Here is an 18,400-nt window from a genome sequence, read left to right on the forward strand (position 1 = left end):
CTCTTCCGGATTCAGGGGTGGTGCGGGGAAGGGAACGGCGCGCCCGGAGGGCGGGCGGGTGTGTCAGCGGGCGCCGGGGTGGAGGTGCCGCGCCAACGCGTCGAGGGCGTCCAGGGCGGAGCCGAGCGCGCCCTGCTGGCCCTCGGTGAGGGAGGTCAGGGCGTGGCGGATGAACGCGGTCTCCAGTTCCCGCACCTCGGAGATCCGCTCACGGGCCGTGGCCGTGAGGTGGAGGTGGGCGATCCGCTTGTCGGAGCTGTCCCGCCGGCGCTCCAAGTCGCCCTGCTCGGTGAGCTGGGAGACCAGGGCGCTGACGTTGTTCGGCTTCATCAGCAGGGCCTCGGCGGCCTCGCGCACCGTGGCGCCCTCGTGCTGCGCGACGAACCGCAGCAGGGCGAGCTGCCCCTCGGGAGGCTTGGGGTGCGGGTACCGGGCGGTGACCTGTCGGTCCAGCGCCCGGTGCAGCGCGGGAAGGCACGCCGCGAGCCCGGAGGCCACGCGGTCGATGTCCCGGCGAGGGGTGCTGGAGTCGGTCACCCCGGAACAATAGATATGAAGAGATAGGTATGTCAAAAGAGGTAATGGCCGGGTGCCGCCACCGGCCCCGCGCAACGCACTCGCAACCTTCGCCGTGATGGCATGCACGGCATGGGCGACACAGGCGACACCTACGAGGAGACCCCGCGCGTCGAGCTGACCGCCGAGGCGTCCGTACTGCTGCGGCGGCTCCGCGAGGCGCACGGCCCGCTGATGTTCCACCAGTCCGGCGGCTGCTGCGACGGCAGCGCCCCCATGTGCTACCCGGCCGGCGAGTTCCGCACCGGCGCCTCGGACGTCCTGCTCGGCGAACTGGCCGTCGACGGCATGGAGGAGCCGGTGGAGTTCTGGATGTCGCGCAGCCAGTACGAGACGTGGCGTCACACCCGGCTGATCGTGGACGTCGTCCCGGGCCGGGGAAGCGGCTTCTCGCTGGAGGCGCCCGAGGGGGTGCGCTTCCTCATCCGCTCCCACGTGATCGACGTCTAGAGCCACCGAGGCCGCGGAGGCACCGCCCTACGGTCTGAGGCTGCCCACGATGTCCGCCGTCGCGGTCAGTCCGCTGTTGATGGTCGGGGCGATGCTCGTGCTCGCCAGGTAGAAGCCGAGCAGCAGGCACACCAGTGCGTGCGAGACCTTCAGCCCGCCGTTGCGCAGGAAGAGCACCGCCAGGATGGACAGCAAGAGCACCACAGAGATGGAAACGGCCATCGTCAACCTCCTCCGCCACGTCCACTTCGCGGCGTTCGGCCGTAAGTGTGGCGTAGCGGAGGGTTCGTCCGTGCGGCTGACCTGTCCTCCGAACGAGTGGTGTTCCGGCGCTGCCCTACGCGTCCGGGTGGGCGTCGAGGAACGCCTCGAGGCCCGCGAGGTCGTCGGTGTTGAGATGGTCGACACCGGCGGCGAGCAGTTCGGCCCACACGGCGTCCCGCGCGGGCCCCGCCACGTCGGGCGTGGCCCAGAAGCGCACCCGCTGCCCGCGGGCGTGGGCCGCGCCCACGATGTCCCGCAGTCTGCGCCGCTCGGCGGCGGGGAAGGCCCCCACGCCCTGCCAGGTGAAGTTGAGCGACCAGTTGTCGCTGATCAGCGGGACGAAGGAGGCCGGTGCGGTGGTGCCGAGGTCGGTGAGGCGGCCGTCGTAGAAGGCCCGGCGGGTGCGCTGGGCCGCCATGGGCGCGCGGGCGGCCCGGTCGCCGGAGACCACCGCGGTGACCGCGCCGGGAAACACCCGTCCGTGGGCGCAGGAGGTGAACAGGTGCTGGTAGCGGCGCAGCCGGCGGTCGAGTTCGAGGTACGTCGCCTCGCCCTCGGTCTTGATGTCGATCAGGAGTTGCAGGGAGCGGCGGTCCCGCCGGTAGACCCGGCCGTGGCCCGCACGGACGCGGGCGGCGAGCGGGTCGAGGTAGAGCGACTCCAGGGTGCGGGACGGGTCGAGATCCTCGGGGTCGTGGGCGACCAGGAGTTGGCCGCCGACCAGGTAGATGTCGGCCTCGACGCTGCCGAAGCGGTGGTCGAGGGCGTCGAGGAGGGGGCGGGGGTGCTCGTAGTCGTTGTGGGCGTGCGCACGCCACAGCGGGCGCGGTCCGTGCCTGCCTTCGGACGCCAGCGCGGTGCCGGCGGGCAGGGCGACCGCGCCCGCGAGGGCGGCGCCGAGGGTGGTGAGGGCTCTGCGTCGGGTGGTGAGGGCCATGCTCTGCCTCCCTGGAGGTGCCGTACGGGACGCCTGTGAGTATGGGGTCCCGTCGGCCTCAGGGAGCAGAGCCGTGCGGGGAGTTGGCCGGACCGCCGCCGGTCGTTCACCTCGGTCGTCCACCTCACCGGGGCGGTACGGACCCGACGCACCCGCGTGCGGGGCGGTACGTCAGGGAGCCCGCAGGCCGACCAGTTCGGCCAGCGCCGCGCGGTGGGTGCCCGCCGCGCCGTAGGCGATCGAGTCCGCCTTGGCCCGCTTGAGGTACAGGTGGACCGGGTGTTCCCACGTCATGCCGATGCCGCCGTGCAGCTGCAGCGCCTCCTCGGCGGCGTGGACGGCGACCTGGGCCGCGTACGCCTGGGCCACGGCCACCGCCACGTCGGTGTCCGCACCGGTCGCCAGGGCGTCGGCCGCGTTCCGGGCGGCGGCGCGCAGACCGGCCACCTCCAGCCACAGCCGGGCGAGCCGATGCTTGAGCGCCTGGAAGCCGCCGACCTGTCGGTTGAACTGCTTGCGTTCCTTGAGGTAGCGGACCGTCTCGGTCAGCAGCCAGTCGGCGAGACCCAGTTGCTCGGAGGCGAGCAGCCCGGCACCGGCCGTGAGGGCCCGGCGCACGGCGGGTTCCGCGTCCCCGAGGCGGCGCCCGGGGGCACCGGCGAGGGCCACCCGCGCCAGTGGCCGGGTGGCGTCGAGCGACACCTGGGGAGTGACGGTCACGTCGGCGGCGCCGACCGCGTACAGGCCCCCGTCGTCGGCGGGCACGAGCAGCACGTCGGCGAGGGAGGCGTCGGCGATGCCGGTCAACTCCCCGTGCAACGCGCCCGCTTCGAGACGCACCCGCGAGACGGTGCCGCCCGGCGCGACGTGCAGTCCGACCGCGAGCGCGGCGACGGTCGTGGCGGACGCCAGCTCGCCGAGCAGGTCGTCGGCCCCGCAGGCCAGCATCGCCTCGGTGGCGACGACGGCGCTCGTCAGGTACGGCACCGGTGCGACCGCCCGGCCCAGCTCCTCCAGGACCACGGCAGCTTCGCGGTGGGTGGCACCCTGCCCGCCCAGTTCCTCCGGGATCAGCAGGCCCGCGAGGCCCATCGAGTCGGCGAGGGCCTTCCACAGCGACACGTCGTGCGGGGCGGCCGACTCGGTGCGGGTGATGACGCCCGCCGGGTCGCAGTGGTCGGTGAGCAGGTCCCGGACGGCGGCCCGCAGCGCCTCTTCCTCCTCCGTCAGGAGCAGAGCGGGTTCCTGCTGTGCGCTCATCGGGCGAGGTCCTTCCATGCGACGTCCTTGTCGGTGCGGGGCTCGGCGGGCAGGCCGAGGACGCGTTCGGCGACGATGTTCAGCAGGACCTCGCTGGTCCCGCCCTCGATGCTGTTGCCCTTGGAGCGCAGGTAGCGGTATCCGGCGTCGCGGCCGGTGAAGTCGACCAGCTCGGGGCGGCGCATGGTCCAGTCGTCGTAGAGCAGGCCCTCCTCGCCGAGGAGTTCGACCTCCAGGCCGCTGATCTCCTGGTTGAGCCGCGCGAAGTTCAGCTTCATGCCGGCGCCCTCCGGGCCGGGCTGGCCGGCCGCCAGTTGCTGGCGCAGGCGCACGCCGGTGAGGCGGGCGACCTCGGCCTCGACCCACAGGCCGAGCAGCCGCTGGTGCAGGTCGTGGGTGCGCAGTTCGGGGCGCTCGCGCCAAGTCGCGGCGATCTTGCCGATCATGCCGCCCTCGCGGGGGATCGGCGTGCCGCCGATGGCGACGCGTTCGTTGTTCAATGTGGTCTGCGCGACCCGCCAGCCGTCGCCGATCTCGCCGAGGCGGTGGGAGTCGGGGATGCGGACGTCGGTGAGGAACACCTCGTTGAACTCGGCCTCGCCGGTGATCTGGCGCAGCGGCCGCACCTCGACACCGGGATCGGTCATGTCGCACACGAAGTAGGTGATGCCCCGGTGCTTGGGCACGTCCGGGTCTGTGCGGGCGATCAGGATGGCCCAGCGCGCGAGGTGTGCGCTGGAGGTCCACACCTTCTGCCCGTTGACCACCCAGTTCTCGCCGTCGCGGACCGCCCGGGTGCCGAGCGCGGCCAGGTCGGACCCGGCGCCCGGCTCGCTGAAGAGCTGGCACCAGACCTCCTCGCCGGTCCACAGCGGGCGCAGCAGCCGGCGCTTCTGCTCCTCGGTGCCGTACTGGAGGATGGTCGGGGCGGCCATGCCCAGGCCGATGCCGATGCGCCGGGGGTCGTTGTCGGGGGCACCGGCGGCCGCCAACTCGGCGTCGACGACGGCCTGGAGGGAGCGCGGGGCACCGAGGCCGCCGAGCCCTTCCGGGTAGTGCGCCCAGGCGAGTCCGGCGTCGAAGCGCGCCCGGAGGAAGTCCAGGCGGTCCGTGGCGGCCGGTGGGTGCGCGGCGAGCAACTCGCTTGTACGGCGGCGCAGTTCCGCTGCGTCGGTCATGCGGCGGTTCCCTTCTCGAACTTCTCCGGTACGACGGCCACCCGGCCGGTCGTCTTGCCCTCGGCCACCCGCTGCACGGCGGCCGCGGCCCCGTCGAGCGGTACCCGCTCGCTCACCAACGGCTTGATCGCGCCCCGCGCGGCCAGCTCGGTGAGCTGTTCGTGGCAGTGCCGGACCAGCTCGGGGTTCTTGGTGTTGTACAGGCCCCAGTGCAGGCCGAGGATCGCGTAGTTCTTCACCAGCGCGTGGTTGAGGGCGGGGCTCGGGATCGTGCCGCTCGCGAAGCCGACGACGACGATCCGGCCCTCGAAGGCGACGGCCTTGGCGGACTGGGCGTAGGCCTCACCGCCGACGGGGTCGTAGATCACGTCGGCGCCCCGGCCGCCGGTGGCCTCCTTCACGGCGGCGACGACGTCCTCGGCGTGCCGGTCGACGACCGCGTCGCAGCCCAGCTCGCGGGCGACGGCCGCCTTCTCCGGGCCGCCCACCACGCCGACGACGGTGGCACCGGCCGCCTTGCCCAGCTGCACGGCGGCGCTCCCGACACCGCCCGCGGCGGCGTGCACGAGCAGGGTCTCGCCGGCTTCCAGCCGGGCCTGGCGGTGCAGGCCGAACCAGCCGGTCTGGTAGCCGATGTGCAGGGCGGCGGCCTCGGCGTCGTCCAGGGCGTCCGGCGCGGGCAGCAGGGCACGGGCGTCCGCGACGGCGTACTCGGCGAAGCCCCCGTGCGGCAGCGCCGGGTTGGCGATGACGCGGCGCCCGTCCTCGGTCTCGCCGCAGATCTCCACGCCCGGCGTGAACGGCAGCGGCGGCCGGACCTGGTACTGGCCCCGGCACAGCAGGGCGTCCGGGAAGTTGATGTTCGCGGCCCGGACCCTCAGCAGGACCTGGCCCTCCCCCGGCGTCGGCGGCGACACGTCCGCGAGGCGCATCACCTCGCCCGGCTCGCCGTTCTCGTGCACCTGCCATGCCTGCATGCGGGGCCTCCACCGACTGCGTCGTCCGACCGGGTCCTTCGCATACTAAGCGGTCGCTTGCCCTTCGGGGAACAGCTTTCGCGCAGTCGTGCGTCACGGCCTTCAGGAACGGCTGGGCCGCGCCCGTACGTGCATCCGCTCGCCCTGCGGGCCGAAGAGGCTGAGGAACTCGGCCGGCCCCTCCCCCGTCGACCCGAACCAGTGCGGCACCCGGGTGTCGAACTCGGCGGCCTCCCCCGCCGACAGCACCACGTCGTGCTCGCCCAGCACGAGCCGCAGCCGGCCGGAGAGCACGTAGATCCACTCGTACCCCTCGTGGGTGCGCGGGTCCGGCTCCTCACTGCGCTGCGGCTGGAGCACCTTGAACGCCTGGAGGCCGCCCGCCTGGCGGGTGAGCGGCCAGTGGGTGCGGCCGTGTCGCACGATGGGCTCGGCGCGCACCCGGGGGTCGTCGACCCGCGGGGCGCCGACCAGCTCGTCCAGCGGCACCTGGTGGACCTGGGCGATCGGCAGCAGCAGTTCGAGGCTCGGCTTGCGCAGGCCCGACTCCAGCCGCGACAGCGTGCTCACCGAGATGCCGGTCGACTCGGACAGCGCCGCCAGGGTCACCTCGCGTTCCTTGCGCACCTGGCGGAGCCTCGGCCCGACACCGGCGAGGACATCGTCTGCGGTCGTCATGCGTTTATTGCAGTTCCGGCAAACCCGTTTGTCAATCCCGTGGTGCTGCGCGACCTTCGGGGTGGAGGTGGTCACCATGACCCAGAACAAGGACGTCACCCAGGACGGGGACCTGACCGGCACGTACGACGTGGTGGTGGTCGGCGGCGGCGCGGCGGGGCTGTCCGCCGCGCTGGTCCTGGGCCGCTCGCGGCTGCGCACCCTGGTGGTCGACGCCGGTGAGCCGCGCAACGCGCCCTCGGACCACATGCAGGGCTACCTGACCCGGGACGGCATGTCCCCGGCCGAGTTCCTGGCGCTGGGCCGGGAGGAGATCGCGCGCTACGGAGTGGAGCTGGTCCGCGACCGCGCCGTGGACGTCTGTCGGGACGAGGACTTCGCGGTACGGCTGGCCGGCGGACGGACCGTGCGCGCCCGCCGGCTGATCGTCACCACCGGGCTCAGGGACGAGCTGCCGGCCGTGCCCGGGGTCGCCGAGCGGTACGGCCGGGACGTGCTGCACTGCCCGTTCTGCCACGGCTGGGAGGTGCGGGACGAACGCTTCGGCGTCCTGGCCACCAGCCCGCTGAGCGTGCACCAGGCCCTCATGGTGTCCGGCTGGTCGGACGACGTGACGCTCTTCCTGCACACGGTCGCCGAGCGGGAACTGTCCGACGACGACCTGCGGCGGCTGGCCGCGGCCGGGGTCAAGGTGGTGCCCGGCGAGGTCGCCGCCCTGCGGGTCGAGGACGACCGGCTCACCGGGGTGCGGCTGGCGGACGGCACGGCGCACGACCGCACGGTGGTGTTCGTCGCCCCGAAGGCGGTCCCGCAGACCGGTCTGATGGAGCGGCTGGGGGCGGAGTTGCAGGAGACGCCGTTCGGCGCCTACCCCGTGGTGGACCCGACGGGCCGGACCAGCGTGCCGGGCGTGTGGACGGCCGGCAACGCGATGGGCTTCGGCGAGCAGGTCGTCCACGCGGCGAGCGGCGGCTACCGTGCCGCGGCGGCGATCGTCGGCGACCTGATCATGTCGGGGCTGGACGCGGCCATCGCCGGGTGAGGGCCGCCCCGGGCACCCGGAGAGGGCGCACGCCGGTGGCGCGACGCCGGTGACGCGGCGCCGGCGGGATCGCGCGGGAGCCGCGGGGTGTGCGCCAGCCTTCCCCGGTGCACCATGACTGCATGCTGCTTGCCCGGTTGGCCCAGGTGTCCCGGGAGGTCGCCGCCACGTCGGCGCGGTCCCGCAAGACCGTCCTGCTCGCGGAGCTGTTCCGCGAGGCGGAGGCGGCAGACGTGCCGGTCGTCATCCCGTATCTGGCCGGACGGCTCCCGCAGGGCCGGATCGGCGTCGGCTGGAAGGTGCTGAGCCGCCCGGTCCCGCCGGCCGATACCCCGGCGCTGACCGTGCGGGACGTGGACGCCCGGCTCACCCGGCTCGGCGCGGTCTCCGGCGCCGGTTCGCAGGCCGAGCGGGCCCGGCTGGTCGGCGAGCTGATGGGCGCGGCCACGGAGGACGAGCAGCGCTTCCTGACCGGGCTGCTCACCGGGGAGGTCCGCCAGGGCGCCCTGGACGCGGCCGCCGTCGAGGGCCTGGCCGCGGCGACGGACGCTCCCCCGGCGGACGTACGGCGCGCGGTGATGCTCGCGGGTTCGCTCCAGACGGTGGCGCAGGCCCTGCTGGCGGACGGTCCCGGCGCCCTGGACCGGTTCCGGCTCACCGTCGGCCGGCCCGTGCTGCCGATGCTGGCGCACAGCGCGTCCTCGGTCGCCGAGGCGGTCGGCAAGCTGGGCGCCGCGGCCGTGGAGGAGAAGCTGGACGGCATCCGCGTCCAGGTGCACCGGGACGGCGGCACCGTACGGGTCTACACCCGCACCCTGGACGACATCACCGACCGGCTCCCCGAGGTCACCGAGGCGGCCCTGGCGCTGCCGGGCGAGCGGTTCATCCTGGACGGCGAGGCCATCTCGCTGGACGCGGACGGGCGTCCCCGCTCCTTCCAGGAGACCGCCGGACGGGTGGGCTCCCGTACCGACGTGGCCACGGCGGCGCGGGCGGTCCCCGTCTCGGCGGTGTTCTTCGACGCGCTGTCCGTCGACGGCCGCGACCTGCTCGACCTGCCGCTGACCGAACGGCACGCGGAGCTGGCCCGGCTGGTCCCCGAGCCCCTGCGGGTACGGCGCACGCTGGTGCCGGGCCCCGAGGACACCGGGGAGGCGGAGGAGTTCCTCGCCCGGACCCTGGAGCGCGGGCACGAGGGCGTCGTCGTCAAGGGGCTCGACGCCACGTACAGCGCGGGACGGCGCGGCGCGTCCTGGCTGAAGGTCAAGCCCGTCCACACGCTCGACCTGGTGGTGCTGGCCGCCGAGTGGGGCCACGGCCGCCGCACCGGCAAGCTCTCCAACCTGCACCTGGGCGCCCGCACCGCCGACGGCTCCTTCGCGATGCTCGGCAAGACCTTCAAGGGCATGACCGACGCCCTGCTGGCCTGGCAGACCGGGCGCCTGAGGGAGCTGGCCGTCGAGGAGCACGGCTGGGGCGTGACCGTACGGCCCGAACTCGTCGTCGAGATCGCCTACGACGGCCTGCAGCGCTCCACCCGCTATCCGGCCGGCGTCACCCTCCGCTTCGCCCGCGTGGTCCGCTACCGCGAGGACAAGCGCCCCGAGGACGCGGACACCGTGGACACCCTGCTCGCCGCCCACCCCGGGGTGGCCCCGTGAGGCGCAGCGCGGGCCTGCTGCTGCACCGGCGCGGGCCGGGCGGGGAGCTGGAGGTGCTCCTCGGCCACATGGGCGGCCCCTTCTACGTGCGCCGGGACACGGGCGCGTGGACGGTCCCCAAGGGCGAGTACGACCCGGCGGAGCCCGCGTGGGAGGCGGCCCGGCGCGAGTTCGAGGAGGAGCTGGGGCTGCCTCCGCCCGGGGGCGAGACGGTCCCGCTCGGCGAGGTGCGGCAGGCGGGCGGGAAGGTCGTCACGGTCTGGGCCGTGGCGGCCGACCTCGATCCGGCCACGGTCGTCCCCGGCACCTTCCGCATGGAGTGGCCGCCGAGATCGGGGCGGACCGAGGAGTTCCCCGAGCTGGACCGGGTGGCGTGGTTCGGGCTGGACCGGGCCCGCGAGGTGATCGTGAAGGCGCAGTCCGCGTTTCTCGACCGGCTGGCTGAGCACTCGCACTGACAAGACGCCACGAGGAACGACGCGACCCGTCCGCGTTGCGGCACCCCGGGCCGCGCGCCAAGGTCGGAGCACGAACGCACCCAGGGAGGTCGGCCATGCCCATCGCGACGGTGAACCCGGCGAACGGCGAGACGCTCAGGACGTACGAGGCCATGGGCGAGGAGGAGATCGAGCGCCGGATCGAGCTCGCGGAGGCCACCTTCCGCACCTACCGGACCACGGGGTTCTACGAGCGGGCCGGGCTGATGCGCCGGGCCGCCGACCTCCTGGAGGCCGATCAGAAGGAGATCGGGAAGGTCATCACCACGGAGATGGGCAAGCCGGTGAAGCAGGCCCGCGCCGAGGCGGCCAAGTGCGCCAAGGCGATGCGCTGGTACGCCGACCACGCGGCGGAACTGCTGGCCGACGAGGAGCCCGCCGAGGCCGACGTGAAGGACTCCGGTGCCTCCCGGGCGCTGGTCCGCTACCGGCCGCTCGGCCCGGTGCTCGCGGTGATGCCGTGGAACTTCCCGCTCTGGCAGGTGATCAGGTTCGCGGCGCCCGCGCTGATGGCGGGCAACGTCGGGCTGCTCAAGCACGCCTCGAACGTGCCGCAGACCGCCCTGTACCTGGAGGACCTGTTCCACCGGGCGGGCTTCCCCGAGGGCTGCTTCCAGACCCTGCTCATCGGTTCCGCCCAGGTCGACGACATCCTGCGCGACGAGCGGGTGCGGGCCGCCACCCTCACCGGCAGCGAGCCCGCGGGCCGCGCGGTGGCCTCCACCGCCGGGGAGATGATCAAGAAGACCGTGCTGGAGCTGGGCGGCAGCGACCCGTTCGTCGTCATGCCGTCCGCCGACGTCGAGCGGGCCGCCGAGGTGGCGGTGACCGCGCGCACGCAGAACGCCGGCCAGTCGTGCATCGCCGCCAAGCGGTTCATCGTGCACACGGACGTGTACGACGCCTTCGCCGAGCGCTTCACCGAGGGGATGCGGGCGCTGAAGGTCGGCGATCCGATGGACGAGGGGACCGACGTCGGCCCGCTCTCCAGCGAGCAGGGGCTGAACGACCTGGTGGAGCTGGTCGACGACGCGGTGCGCGGCGGCGCGACGGTGCTGTGCGGCGGCGAACGCCCGGACGGGCCGGGCTGGTACTACCCGCCGACCGTCCTGGCGGACGTCACCCGCGAGCTGCGCATCCACCGCGAGGAGGCCTTCGGCCCGGTCGCCACGCTCTACCGGGCGGCCGACCTGGACGAGGCGGTGCTGATCGCCAACGACACCGACTTCGGACTCAGTTCGAACGTGTGGACGCGCGACGACGCGGACGTGGACCGCTTCGTCCGGGACCTGGAGGCGGGCGGCGTGTACGTCAACGGGATGACGGCCTCCCACCCGGCCTTCCCGTTCGGCGGGGTCAAGCGGTCGGGGTACGGGCGTGAGCTGTCCGGGCACGGAATCCGCGAGTTCTGCAACATCACCACCGTATGGCACGGAGCGTGAGCCTTCCGCGACTACGATCCCCATTGTGAACCGCGAAGTGACCCTGCCTCTGATCGTCGACGACCGCGGCACGCTCCAGGTCGCCGCGTCCGACGTGAGCAAGCTGCTGCGCACGGTCGGCGGACGGTGGCTGCGGTTGGTGGAGACCGGCGAGGGGAGCCTGGACGAGGACACCGTCGCGGCCCTCACCATCGAGCTGGCCAAGCTCGCCGACCGGATCGACGTGGCGTGCATCGCCCACAGCAGCGGCCGTTCCTCCTGACGTCCCTGCCTGCCGTCCCGCTGTCCCGCGGTCCCGCCGTCCCCGAAACGGAGTAACCCGGCGAGAGATCATCGCACCGGTGAGTGATCGTGGACGGGCACCCCTGAGAAGGTGCACCACTTTCCGGCCGGGGGGCCGCAAGCCTTCCGCGAGGCGAAAGCAGGCACGGTTCATGGCGACTTTGTGCAGACCCTCGGTGTCCGTCCCGGAGCACGTGATCACGATGGAGGAGACGCTGGAGCTGGCGCGCCGGCGTCACAGCGACCATCCGCAACTGCCGCTCGCGCTCCGGTTGATAGAGAACACCGGGGTCCGCACCCGGCACATCGTGCAGCCCATCGAGGAGACGCTGGAGCACCCCGGCTTCGAGGACCGCAACAAGGTCTACGAGCGGGAGGCCAAGTCCCGCGTCCCGGCCGTCGTCCAGCGGGCCCTGGACGACGCGGACCTGCTCACCACCGACATCGACGTGATCATCTACGTCTCGTGCACGGGCTTCATGATGCCCTCGCTCACGGCGTGGATGATCAACGAGATGGGCTTCGACAGCACCACGCGCCAGATACCCATCGCTCAGCTGGGCTGTGCGGCCGGCGGCGCGGCGATCAACCGGGCCCACGACTTCTGCACCGCCTACCCCGAGGCCAACGCGCTCATCGTGGCCTGCGAGTTCTGCTCGCTGTGCTACCAGCCCACCGACCTCGGTGTGGGTTCCCTGCTCTGCAACGGCCTCTTCGGCGACGGCATCGCCGCCGCGGTGGTCCGCGGCCAGGGCGGCACCGGAGTGCACCTGGAGCGCAACGGCTCGTACCTGATCCCCAAGACCGAAGAGTGGATCATGTACGACGTCAAGGCGACCGGTTTCCACTTCCTGCTGGACAAGCGGGTGCCGGCCACCATGGAGCCGCTCGCACCGGCGCTCAAGGACCTGGCGGGCGAGCACGGTTGGGACGCCTCCGACCTGGACTTCTACATCGTGCACGCGGGCGGCCCCCGGATCCTCGACGACCTCAGCACCTTCCTCCAAGTGGAGCCGCACGCCTTCCGGTTCAGCCGGGCGACGCTCACCGAGTACGGCAACATCGCCAGCGCCGTCGTCCTGGACGCGCTGCGCCGGCTGTTCGACGAGGGCGGCGTCGCCGACGGGGCGCGCGGGCTGCTGGCCGGTTTCGGCCCCGGCATCACCGCCGAGATGTCGCTGGGCTGCTGGCAGACGGCCGACGCGCGACGGAGCGTGCGGCAGGACATGACCCGGGGTGAGCCCCGGGGTGTGACGCGGAGTGTGAGGCAGCCGTGAGCGAAGAGACGATGTCCCGGCCCGTGCCGCCCGTCCGGGACTGGCCGGCCGTCGACCTGCCCGGCAGCGATTTCGACCCGGTGCTGACCGAGTTGATGCGCGAGGGCCCCGTCACCCGGATCTCGCTGCCCAATGGCGAGGGCTGGGCCTGGCTGGTGACCCGCCACGACGACGTCCGCCTGGTCACCAACGACCCCCGGTTCGGCCGCGAGGCCGTCATGGACCGGCAGGTCACCCGGCTGGCCCCGCACTTCATCCCGGCGCGCGGCGCGGTCGGCTTCCTGGACCCGCCCGATCACACCCGGCTGCGCCGCTCGGTGGCAGCGGCCTTCACCGCGCGGGGTGTGGAGCGCGTGCGCGAGCGGTCCCGCGGCATGCTGGACGAGCTGGTCGACGCCATGCTGAGGGCCGGTCCGCCCGCCGACCTCACCGAGGCGGTGCTGAGTCCCTTCCCGATCGCGGTGATCTGCGAGCTGATGGGCGTTCCGGCCGCCGACCGGCACGCCATGCACACCTGGACCCAGCTGATCCTGTCCTCCTCGCACGGCGCCGAGGTCAGCGAACGGGCCAAGAACGAGATGAACGCCTACTTCTCGGATCTCATCGGGCTCCGCTCGGACAGCACCGGCGAGGACGTCACCTCACTGCTGGGTGCCGCCGTGGGGCGGGACGAGATCACGCTGACGGAGGCCGTCGGGCTGGCGGTCCTGCTCCAGATCGGCGGCGAGGCGGTCACCAACAACAGCGGGCAGATGTTCCACCTGCTGCTGAGCCGTCCGGAGCTCGCCGAACGCCTGCGCTCCGAGCCGGAGATGCGCCCCCGGGCCATCGACGAGCTGCTGCGCTGGATTCCCCACCGCAACGCCGTGGGCCTGTCCCGGATCGCCCTGGAGGATGTGGACATCAGGGGCGTGCGGATCCGCGCGGGAGACGCGGTCTACGTGTCCTACCTGGCCGCCAACCGCGACCCGGAGGTCTTCCCCGACCCGGACACCATCGACTTCGACCGCTCCCCCAACCCGCACGTGTCCTTCGGCTTCGGCCCGCACTACTGCCCCGGCGGCATGCTGGCCCGGCTGGAGTCGGAGCTGCTCGTCGACGCGGTCCTGGACCGGGTGCCGGGGCTGAAGCTCGCGGTGGCGCCCGAGGACGTGCCCTTCAAGAAGGGTGCGCTGATCCGCGGGCCCGAGGCCCTGCCGGTGACCTGGTGAGCGGCCTGGTGGCGGCGGCCGAGGGCCTTCTTGTGCCGCCGGGTCAGGGCAGGGTGGTGCAGGCGCCGGCCCAGCACGTGACCTTCAAGGTGACCGGTTCGCACTCGCGCATGGCGTCGACCTTCGAGGTGATCGTGCCTCCTGGGTTCGACGTCGGAGCCCATGTGCACACCCGCAGCGAGGAGCTGTTCTACGTGCTCGAGGGCGAGCTGGACGTGCTCGCCTTCGAGCCGAGGGTCCGTACGCCGGACAGCTGGCAGAAGTGGGAGTCGAGTTCGGGCAACCGGGTGGTGCGCGCCACCCCGGGCACGGTCATCGTCGTGCCCCCCGGCTGCCCGCACGCCTTCGCCAACCCGACTGGCGAGCCGGCCAAGATGTTCTTCCAGGCCAGCCCGCCCCCGGACCACGAGCGCTACTTCGAGGAGCTGCTGGAGATCCTCGGCGACGGAGGCCCACCGGACCACGAGGCGATCGAGGCCCTCAGAGCCAAGTACGACATCCAGCAGCTGACCCCGCTCAGGCACAGGTGAGACACCCAGGGGCGAGGGGAACTGCGCGACCAGCCACGGCGGACGGCAGGCCCGCATCGCACCCCCGCCCCGACGGCGCTACCGAATCGGCATCCCGGCAAGCGTCCGCGCGATCACCAGCCGCTGGATCTCACTCGTCCCCTCGAAGATCGTGTAGATCGCGGAGTCCCGGTGCATCCGCTCCACCGGGTACTCCCGCGTGTAGCCGTTGCCGCCCAGGATCTGGACCGCCTGGGCGGTCACCTTCTTCGCGGTCTCGCTCGCGAACAGCTTGGACATCGAGCCCTCGGCCGCCGTGAACGGCTTGCCGTTGATCGCCATCCACGAGGCCCGCCACACCAGCAGCCGGGCCGCGTCGATGGACGTCCGCATGTCGGCGAGCTGGAAGGCGACGCCCTGGTTGTCGATGATGGGGCGTCCGAACTGCTCCCGGGTCTGCGCGTACTCCAGCGCCACCTCGTACGCCGCACGCGCCGTGCCGACCGCCATCGCGCCGACCGCCGGGCGGGACGCCTCGAAGGTGGCCATCGCCGCGTTCTTCACGCGCTCGCCGCCCTTCTTGGCCTTCTCCCGGGCGCGGGCGAGGCGGGCGTCCAGCTTCTCCTTGCCGCCGAGCAGGCAGGAGCCGGGCACGCGCACGCCGTCGAGCACGACCTCGGCGGTGTGCGAGGCGCGGATGCCGTGCTTCTTGAACTTCTGGCCCTGGGACAGCCCCGGCGTGTTCGGCGGGACGATGAAGGAGGCGTGGCCCTTGGAGCCCAGGTCCGGGTCGACGACCGCGACGACGACGTGGACGTTGGCGATACCGCCGTTGGTCGCCCAGGTCTTGGTGCCGTTGAGGACCCACTCGTCCTTGGCCTCGTCGTAGACGGCACGGGTGCGCATGGACGCCACGTCGGAGCCCGCGTCGGGCTCGGAGGAGCAGAAGGCGGCGACCTTGACGTCGTTGGCGTCGCCGTACATCTGCGGGATCCAGGTGCCGATCTGCTCCTCGGTGCCGTTGGCGAGGACGCCGACGGCGGCAAGGCCGGTGCCGACGATCGACAGGGCGATGCCCGCGTCGCCCCAGAACAGCTCCTCCATCGCCATGGGGATGCCGAGGCCGGTGGGGTCGAAGTACTGCTGGGCGTAGAAGTCCAGGGAGTAGATGCCGACCTTGGCCGCCTCCTGGATGACCGGCCAGGGAGTCTCCTCGCGCTCGTCCCATTCGGCGGCCGCGGGGCGGATGACGTCGGCCGCGAAGCCGTGCAGCCAGTCCCGGACCTCCTTCTGTTCGTCGCTCAGCTCCATGGTGAACTCGGCCATGTCCCCTCCAGTGACGCCCGTGCATGTTACTTGCGGTAACACCGAGTGTGTTACCCACGGGTAAGAAAAGTCAACTCCCGGGGCACCCTCGCCCTCCCGTTCGATGGCCCTCGTCCCGTGAGTGTTAGTTTGCGCAGGCGTCACCGAAACAGCACGGGTGGGGAGAGCACATGAACACCACACAGCGGCCCGATCAGCAGACGTCCGCCGACCGCAGACGGCGCGAGCTGCTCGAGGCCGCCGACCGGGTGGTGCTGCGCGACGGTCCGCACGCCTCGATGAACGCCATCGCCGCCGAGGCGGGCATCACCAAGCCGATCCTCTACCGCCACTTCGGCGACAAGGGCGGACTCTACGCCGCCCTCGCCGTCCGGCACACGGACGCCCTCCTCGCCTCCCTGCGGGCCGCCCTGGACGCTCCGGCGGAGCGGCGGCAGCGCGTCGAGGCCACCCTGGACACCTACCTGGCGGCCATCGAGGCACGCCCGCAGGTGTACCGCTTCCTGATGCATCCGGCGGAGAGCGCCGGCAGCCCGGGCGACCAGTCGGAGCAGGGCTTCGACGTCGGCAAGCACTCGGCGCCGCTGCTGCGCCGCATGGGCGAGGAACTGGCCCAGGTCATCGAGGAGCGCCTCGACGTCGGACCGGGCACCCAGCAGCTGGCTCGGGTGTGGGGCCACGGGATCGTCGGCATGATGCACGCCGCCGGGGACTGGTGGCTGGGCGAACGGCCCTGCCCCCGGGAGGAGTTGGTGCGCACCCTGGCCGACCTGCTGTGGGGCCGCCTCGCCGAGGCCGGCGACAAGGCGGGCGGCCCGGGCTTCTGACGGCCCGGACCACTGCCCTCCCCGGGCGTCGTCGCCGGCGGCGGCCGCTCAGCGGTGCCAGGACGCCCGCGCCACCTGGCGCATCAGCTTCCGGTGGCGCCGGCCGGTCAGGCGATCGGCGTAGACCCGCCCCTCCAGGTGGTCGCACTCGTGCTGGAGGCACCGGGCGAAGAAGCCCGTCCCGCGCACGGTGACCGGCTCACCGGTGAGCGTGAAGCCCGTCACCACCGCCTCGTCGTGCCGCTCGGTCCCCGCCTCCAGACCCGGCAGCGACAGACAGCCCTCCGGGCCCCGCACCACCACCCCGCCGGTCTCCACCAGCCGGGGGTTCACCACGTGCCCGAGGTGCCGCTCGTCCTCGTCGTCCGGGCAGTCGTACACGAAGACGCGCAGCGCCTCGCCGATCTGGTTGGCGGCCAGGCCCACGCCGTGGGCGGCGTACATGGTCGCGAACAAGTCCTCCACGAGCGCCGCGAGTTGGGGACCGAAGTCCGTCACCTCCGCGCAGCGGGCGTGCAGGACGGGGTCGCCGAGGAGGCCGAGGGGACGGACGCGCCCGTGGGCGCCCGGGATGGAGCCGTGTCGCATGGCGGCCAGAGTAAGGTCCCTGTGTCCCCCGGCGGCGCGCGCCCACCGCCGGAACCGGTGGCCGGTGCCGCGATTCGGGAGTGCGAATGGATCTCGATAGGCTGAGGTCCACACCACGTGGCCGTCAGGCTTCACAGGCTTCAGGCGCGGCGCGTACGGCAAGGAGGATCGAGAACTGATGGCAGGCAACTCGGACCCGCTCACGCCGCGGGCCAAGATCGCCGTGACCGCGGGCAAGGCGGTCGCGGCGGCGTCGCGCGCCGCGGGGCGCGGCAGCGGTTCGGTGATCGGCGGCCGGGTCGCGCTGAAACTCGACCCCGACCTCCTGCACCGGCTCGCCCAGCACCTGGACGTGACCCTGGTCTCGGCGACCAACGGCAAGACGACCACCACCCGGCTCATCGCCGAGGCCCTCAAGGCGGCCGGTCCGGTCGTCTCCAACGCCCTCGGCGCCAACATGCCGGCCGGCATCACCTCGGCGCTCGCGGGCGGCGCGGAGGCCCGTTACGGCGTCATCGAGGTCGACGAGAAGTACCTCGTGGGCGTCGCCCAGGCCACCGACCCGAAGTGCATCGCGCTGCTGAACCTCTCCCGCGACCAGCTGGACCGCGCCGCCGAGACCCGGATGCTCGCCGAGAACTGGCGCGAGGGCCTGGCCGGCTCGAAGGCCGTGGTCGTCGCCAACGCCGACGACCCGCTGGTGGTGTGGGCCGCCTCCTCCTCCCCCAACGTGATCTGGGTCGCCGCGGGGCAGATGTGGAAGGACGACGCCTGGTCCTGCCCGTCCTGCGGCGGTGTGATGCAGCGCCCCGGCGACGACTGGTTCTGCGGCGAGTGCGGTTTCCGCCGTCCCACGGCGAGCTGGGCCCTGTCCGGCGACCACGTCCTCGATCCGCACGGCTCCGCCTGGCCGATCCACCTCCAGCTACCGGGCCGCGCCAACAAGGCGAACGCCGCCTCCTCGGCCGCCGTCGCCGCCGTCTTCGGGGTGCCGCCGCAGGTCGCCCTGGAGCGCATGTACCAGGTGCAGGCGGTCGCCGGGCGCTACGACGTGGTCCAGTTCCAGGGCCGGGACCTGCGCCTGCTGCTCGCCAAGAACCCGGCGGGCTGGCTGGAGACCTTCTCCCTCATCGACCCGCCGCCGGCCCCGGTGATCCTCTCGGTGAACGCGCGCGGCGCCGACGGCACCGACACCTCCTGGCTGTGGGACGTGGACTACACCCGGCTGTCCGGCCACCCGATCTGCGTGGTCGGCGACCGGAAGCTGGACCTCGCGGTGCGTCTGGAGGTCGCGAACCAGCAGTTCCAGGTGTGCGAGGACCTCGACCAGGCGGTGCAGCTGTGCCCGCCGGGACGCATCGAGGTCATCGCGAACTACACCGCCTTCCAGGACCTGCGCCGCCGCGTCGGCAACTGAC

At 72.7% G+C, this 18,400-nt stretch carries 20 protein-coding genes; 11 read left to right on the forward strand and 9 right to left on the reverse strand.

Features of this window, described 5'->3' with window-relative positions; all coding sequences use genetic code 11:
* Positions 1 to 63: 63 nt before the first annotated feature.
* The gene (locus ACZ6IM_RS07360; protein ID WP_052839065.1) at positions 64 to 537 is read right to left on the reverse strand and encodes a MarR family winged helix-turn-helix transcriptional regulator; all 474 of its coding nucleotides are present in this window, start codon (positions 535 to 537) and stop codon (positions 64 to 66) included.
* Positions 538 to 648: 111 nt separating this feature from the next.
* Between ACZ6IM_RS07360 and ACZ6IM_RS07365 the strand changes: the two genes are divergently transcribed.
* Positions 649 to 1,026 carry a DUF779 domain-containing protein gene (locus tag ACZ6IM_RS07365; protein WP_052839085.1) on the forward strand — a complete coding sequence of 126 codons (378 nt, stop codon included), beginning with the start codon at positions 649 to 651 and terminating at the stop codon, positions 1,024 to 1,026.
* Between the two features lie 27 nt (positions 1,027 to 1,053).
* On the opposite strand, the gene ACZ6IM_RS07370 is transcribed toward ACZ6IM_RS07365, so the two are convergent.
* From ACZ6IM_RS07370 to ACZ6IM_RS07395, 6 genes are all read right to left on the reverse strand, one after another.
* Positions 1,054 to 1,248, reverse strand: a complete 195-nt coding sequence (locus tag ACZ6IM_RS07370; protein WP_003977636.1) for a hypothetical protein — start codon at positions 1,246 to 1,248, stop codon at positions 1,054 to 1,056.
* Positions 1,249 to 1,363: 115 nt separating this feature from the next.
* Positions 1,364 to 2,227 (reverse strand): phosphatidylinositol-specific phospholipase C/glycerophosphodiester phosphodiesterase family protein, encoded by an 864-nt coding sequence (locus ACZ6IM_RS07375; protein WP_469554797.1) that lies wholly within the window; start codon positions 2,225 to 2,227, stop codon positions 1,364 to 1,366.
* A 171-nt stretch (positions 2,228 to 2,398) separates the two neighbouring features.
* Positions 2,399 to 3,487: an acyl-CoA dehydrogenase family protein gene (locus ACZ6IM_RS07380; RefSeq protein ID WP_052839063.1), complete on the reverse strand. Its 1,089-nt coding sequence runs from the start codon at positions 3,485 to 3,487 to the stop codon at positions 2,399 to 2,401.
* On the reverse strand, positions 3,484 to 4,665 hold the full coding sequence (locus ACZ6IM_RS07385) for an acyl-CoA dehydrogenase (protein ID WP_052839062.1): 1,182 nt from the start codon (positions 4,663 to 4,665) through the stop codon (positions 3,484 to 3,486). Before ACZ6IM_RS07385 ends, ACZ6IM_RS07380 begins: the two co-directional genes overlap by 4 nt.
* Positions 4,662 to 5,642 carry an NADPH:quinone oxidoreductase family protein gene (locus ACZ6IM_RS07390; RefSeq protein WP_469554801.1) on the reverse strand — a complete coding sequence of 327 codons (981 nt, stop codon included), beginning with the start codon at positions 5,640 to 5,642 and terminating at the stop codon, positions 4,662 to 4,664. The genes ACZ6IM_RS07385 and ACZ6IM_RS07390 overlap by 4 nt, the downstream gene beginning before the upstream one ends.
* A gap of 102 nt (positions 5,643 to 5,744) precedes the next feature.
* Positions 5,745 to 6,320, reverse strand: a complete 576-nt coding sequence (locus ACZ6IM_RS07395; RefSeq protein WP_469554803.1) for a helix-turn-helix domain-containing protein — start codon at positions 6,318 to 6,320, stop codon at positions 5,745 to 5,747.
* A 76-nt stretch (positions 6,321 to 6,396) separates the two neighbouring features.
* Here ACZ6IM_RS07395 and ACZ6IM_RS07400 point away from each other — a divergent pair, with 76 nt between their 5' ends.
* The 8 genes from ACZ6IM_RS07400 (at position 6,397) to ACZ6IM_RS07435 (ending at position 14,262) form a co-directional block, all read left to right on the forward strand.
* Positions 6,397 to 7,362 carry an NAD(P)/FAD-dependent oxidoreductase gene (locus tag ACZ6IM_RS07400; protein ID WP_469554806.1) on the forward strand — a complete coding sequence of 322 codons (966 nt, stop codon included), beginning with the start codon at positions 6,397 to 6,399 and terminating at the stop codon, positions 7,360 to 7,362.
* Between the two features lie 122 nt (positions 7,363 to 7,484).
* Positions 7,485 to 9,023 (forward strand): ATP-dependent DNA ligase, encoded by a 1,539-nt coding sequence (locus ACZ6IM_RS07405; RefSeq protein WP_469554808.1) that lies wholly within the window; start codon positions 7,485 to 7,487, stop codon positions 9,021 to 9,023.
* Positions 9,020 to 9,481, forward strand: a complete 462-nt coding sequence (locus ACZ6IM_RS07410) for an NUDIX hydrolase (protein WP_052839058.1) — start codon at positions 9,020 to 9,022, stop codon at positions 9,479 to 9,481. Before ACZ6IM_RS07405 ends, ACZ6IM_RS07410 begins: the two co-directional genes overlap by 4 nt.
* A gap of 95 nt (positions 9,482 to 9,576) precedes the next feature.
* Positions 9,577 to 10,962 (forward strand): NADP-dependent succinic semialdehyde dehydrogenase, encoded by a 1,386-nt coding sequence (locus tag ACZ6IM_RS07415; RefSeq protein ID WP_052839057.1) that lies wholly within the window; start codon positions 9,577 to 9,579, stop codon positions 10,960 to 10,962.
* Positions 10,963 to 10,987: 25 nt separating this feature from the next.
* Positions 10,988 to 11,224 carry a DUF6213 family protein gene (locus tag ACZ6IM_RS07420; RefSeq protein ID WP_469554812.1) on the forward strand — a complete coding sequence of 79 codons (237 nt, stop codon included), beginning with the start codon at positions 10,988 to 10,990 and terminating at the stop codon, positions 11,222 to 11,224.
* Positions 11,225 to 11,303: 79 nt separating this feature from the next.
* Positions 11,304 to 12,521 (forward strand): type III polyketide synthase, encoded by a 1,218-nt coding sequence (locus tag ACZ6IM_RS07425; protein WP_469554815.1) that lies wholly within the window; start codon positions 11,304 to 11,306, stop codon positions 12,519 to 12,521.
* Between the two features lie 11 nt (positions 12,522 to 12,532).
* Entirely contained in the window at positions 12,533 to 13,732 is a 1,200-nt protein-coding gene (locus ACZ6IM_RS07430) for a cytochrome P450 (protein ID WP_469555256.1), read from the forward strand.
* Positions 13,729 to 14,262, forward strand: coding sequence for a cupin domain-containing protein (locus ACZ6IM_RS07435; protein ID WP_469554818.1), 534 nt, complete (start codon positions 13,729 to 13,731; stop codon positions 14,260 to 14,262). Before ACZ6IM_RS07430 ends, ACZ6IM_RS07435 begins: the two co-directional genes overlap by 4 nt.
* A gap of 78 nt (positions 14,263 to 14,340) precedes the next feature.
* Here ACZ6IM_RS07435 and ACZ6IM_RS07440 read toward each other — a convergent pair whose 3' ends face one another.
* Positions 14,341 to 15,567, reverse strand: a complete 1,227-nt coding sequence (locus ACZ6IM_RS07440; protein WP_052839054.1) for an acyl-CoA dehydrogenase family protein — start codon at positions 15,565 to 15,567, stop codon at positions 14,341 to 14,343.
* 170 nt (positions 15,568 to 15,737) lie between these two features.
* Between ACZ6IM_RS07440 and ACZ6IM_RS07445 the strand changes: the two genes are divergently transcribed.
* Positions 15,738 to 16,394 carry a TetR/AcrR family transcriptional regulator gene (locus tag ACZ6IM_RS07445; protein ID WP_052839053.1) on the forward strand — a complete coding sequence of 219 codons (657 nt, stop codon included), beginning with the start codon at positions 15,738 to 15,740 and terminating at the stop codon, positions 16,392 to 16,394.
* 48 nt (positions 16,395 to 16,442) lie between these two features.
* Here ACZ6IM_RS07445 and def read toward each other — a convergent pair whose 3' ends face one another.
* On the reverse strand, positions 16,443 to 16,982 hold the full coding sequence (gene def, locus ACZ6IM_RS07450) for a peptide deformylase (RefSeq protein ID WP_052839052.1): 540 nt from the start codon (positions 16,980 to 16,982) through the stop codon (positions 16,443 to 16,445).
* Positions 16,983 to 17,160: 178 nt separating this feature from the next.
* On the opposite strand from def, the gene ACZ6IM_RS07455 reads away from it, so the two are divergent.
* Entirely contained in the window at positions 17,161 to 18,399 is a 1,239-nt protein-coding gene (locus tag ACZ6IM_RS07455) for a Mur ligase family protein (protein WP_052839051.1), read from the forward strand.
* Position 18,400: the final 1 nt, after the last annotated feature.

This window comes from Streptomyces sp. NPDC042336 (assembly GCF_055581985.1).

Bases quoted from the DNA above. Each gene is read 5' to 3' on its own strand.
- def (WP_052839052.1), bottom strand. From the start codon at position 16,982: ATGCGACACGGCTCCATCCCGGGCGCCCACGGGCGCGTCCGTCCCCTC.
- ACZ6IM_RS07405 (WP_469554808.1), top strand. From the start codon at position 7,485: ATGCTGCTTGCCCGGTTGGCCCAGGTGTCCCGGGAGGTCGCCGCCACG.
- ACZ6IM_RS07415 (WP_052839057.1), top strand. From the start codon at position 9,577: ATGCCCATCGCGACGGTGAACCCGGCGAACGGCGAGACGCTCAGGACG.
- ACZ6IM_RS07445 (WP_052839053.1), top strand. From the start codon at position 15,738: ATGAACACCACACAGCGGCCCGATCAGCAGACGTCCGCCGACCGCAGA.
- ACZ6IM_RS07375 (WP_469554797.1), bottom strand. From the start codon at position 2,227: ATGGCCCTCACCACCCGACGCAGAGCCCTCACCACCCTCGGCGCCGCC.
- ACZ6IM_RS07380 (WP_052839063.1), bottom strand. From the start codon at position 3,487: ATGAGCGCACAGCAGGAACCCGCTCTGCTCCTGACGGAGGAGGAAGAG.
- ACZ6IM_RS07400 (WP_469554806.1), top strand. From the start codon at position 6,397: ATGACCCAGAACAAGGACGTCACCCAGGACGGGGACCTGACCGGCACG.
- ACZ6IM_RS07440 (WP_052839054.1), bottom strand. From the start codon at position 15,567: ATGGCCGAGTTCACCATGGAGCTGAGCGACGAACAGAAGGAGGTCCGG.
- ACZ6IM_RS07430 (WP_469555256.1), top strand. From the start codon at position 12,533: ATGTCCCGGCCCGTGCCGCCCGTCCGGGACTGGCCGGCCGTCGACCTG.
- ACZ6IM_RS07370 (WP_003977636.1), bottom strand. From the start codon at position 1,248: ATGGCCGTTTCCATCTCTGTGGTGCTCTTGCTGTCCATCCTGGCGGTG.
- ACZ6IM_RS07455 (WP_052839051.1), top strand. From the start codon at position 17,161: ATGGCAGGCAACTCGGACCCGCTCACGCCGCGGGCCAAGATCGCCGTG.
- ACZ6IM_RS07385 (WP_052839062.1), bottom strand. From the start codon at position 4,665: ATGACCGACGCAGCGGAACTGCGCCGCCGTACAAGCGAGTTGCTCGCC.
- ACZ6IM_RS07390 (WP_469554801.1), bottom strand. From the start codon at position 5,642: ATGCAGGCATGGCAGGTGCACGAGAACGGCGAGCCGGGCGAGGTGATG.
- ACZ6IM_RS07395 (WP_469554803.1), bottom strand. From the start codon at position 6,320: ATGACGACCGCAGACGATGTCCTCGCCGGTGTCGGGCCGAGGCTCCGC.
- ACZ6IM_RS07365 (WP_052839085.1), top strand. From the start codon at position 649: ATGGGCGACACAGGCGACACCTACGAGGAGACCCCGCGCGTCGAGCTG.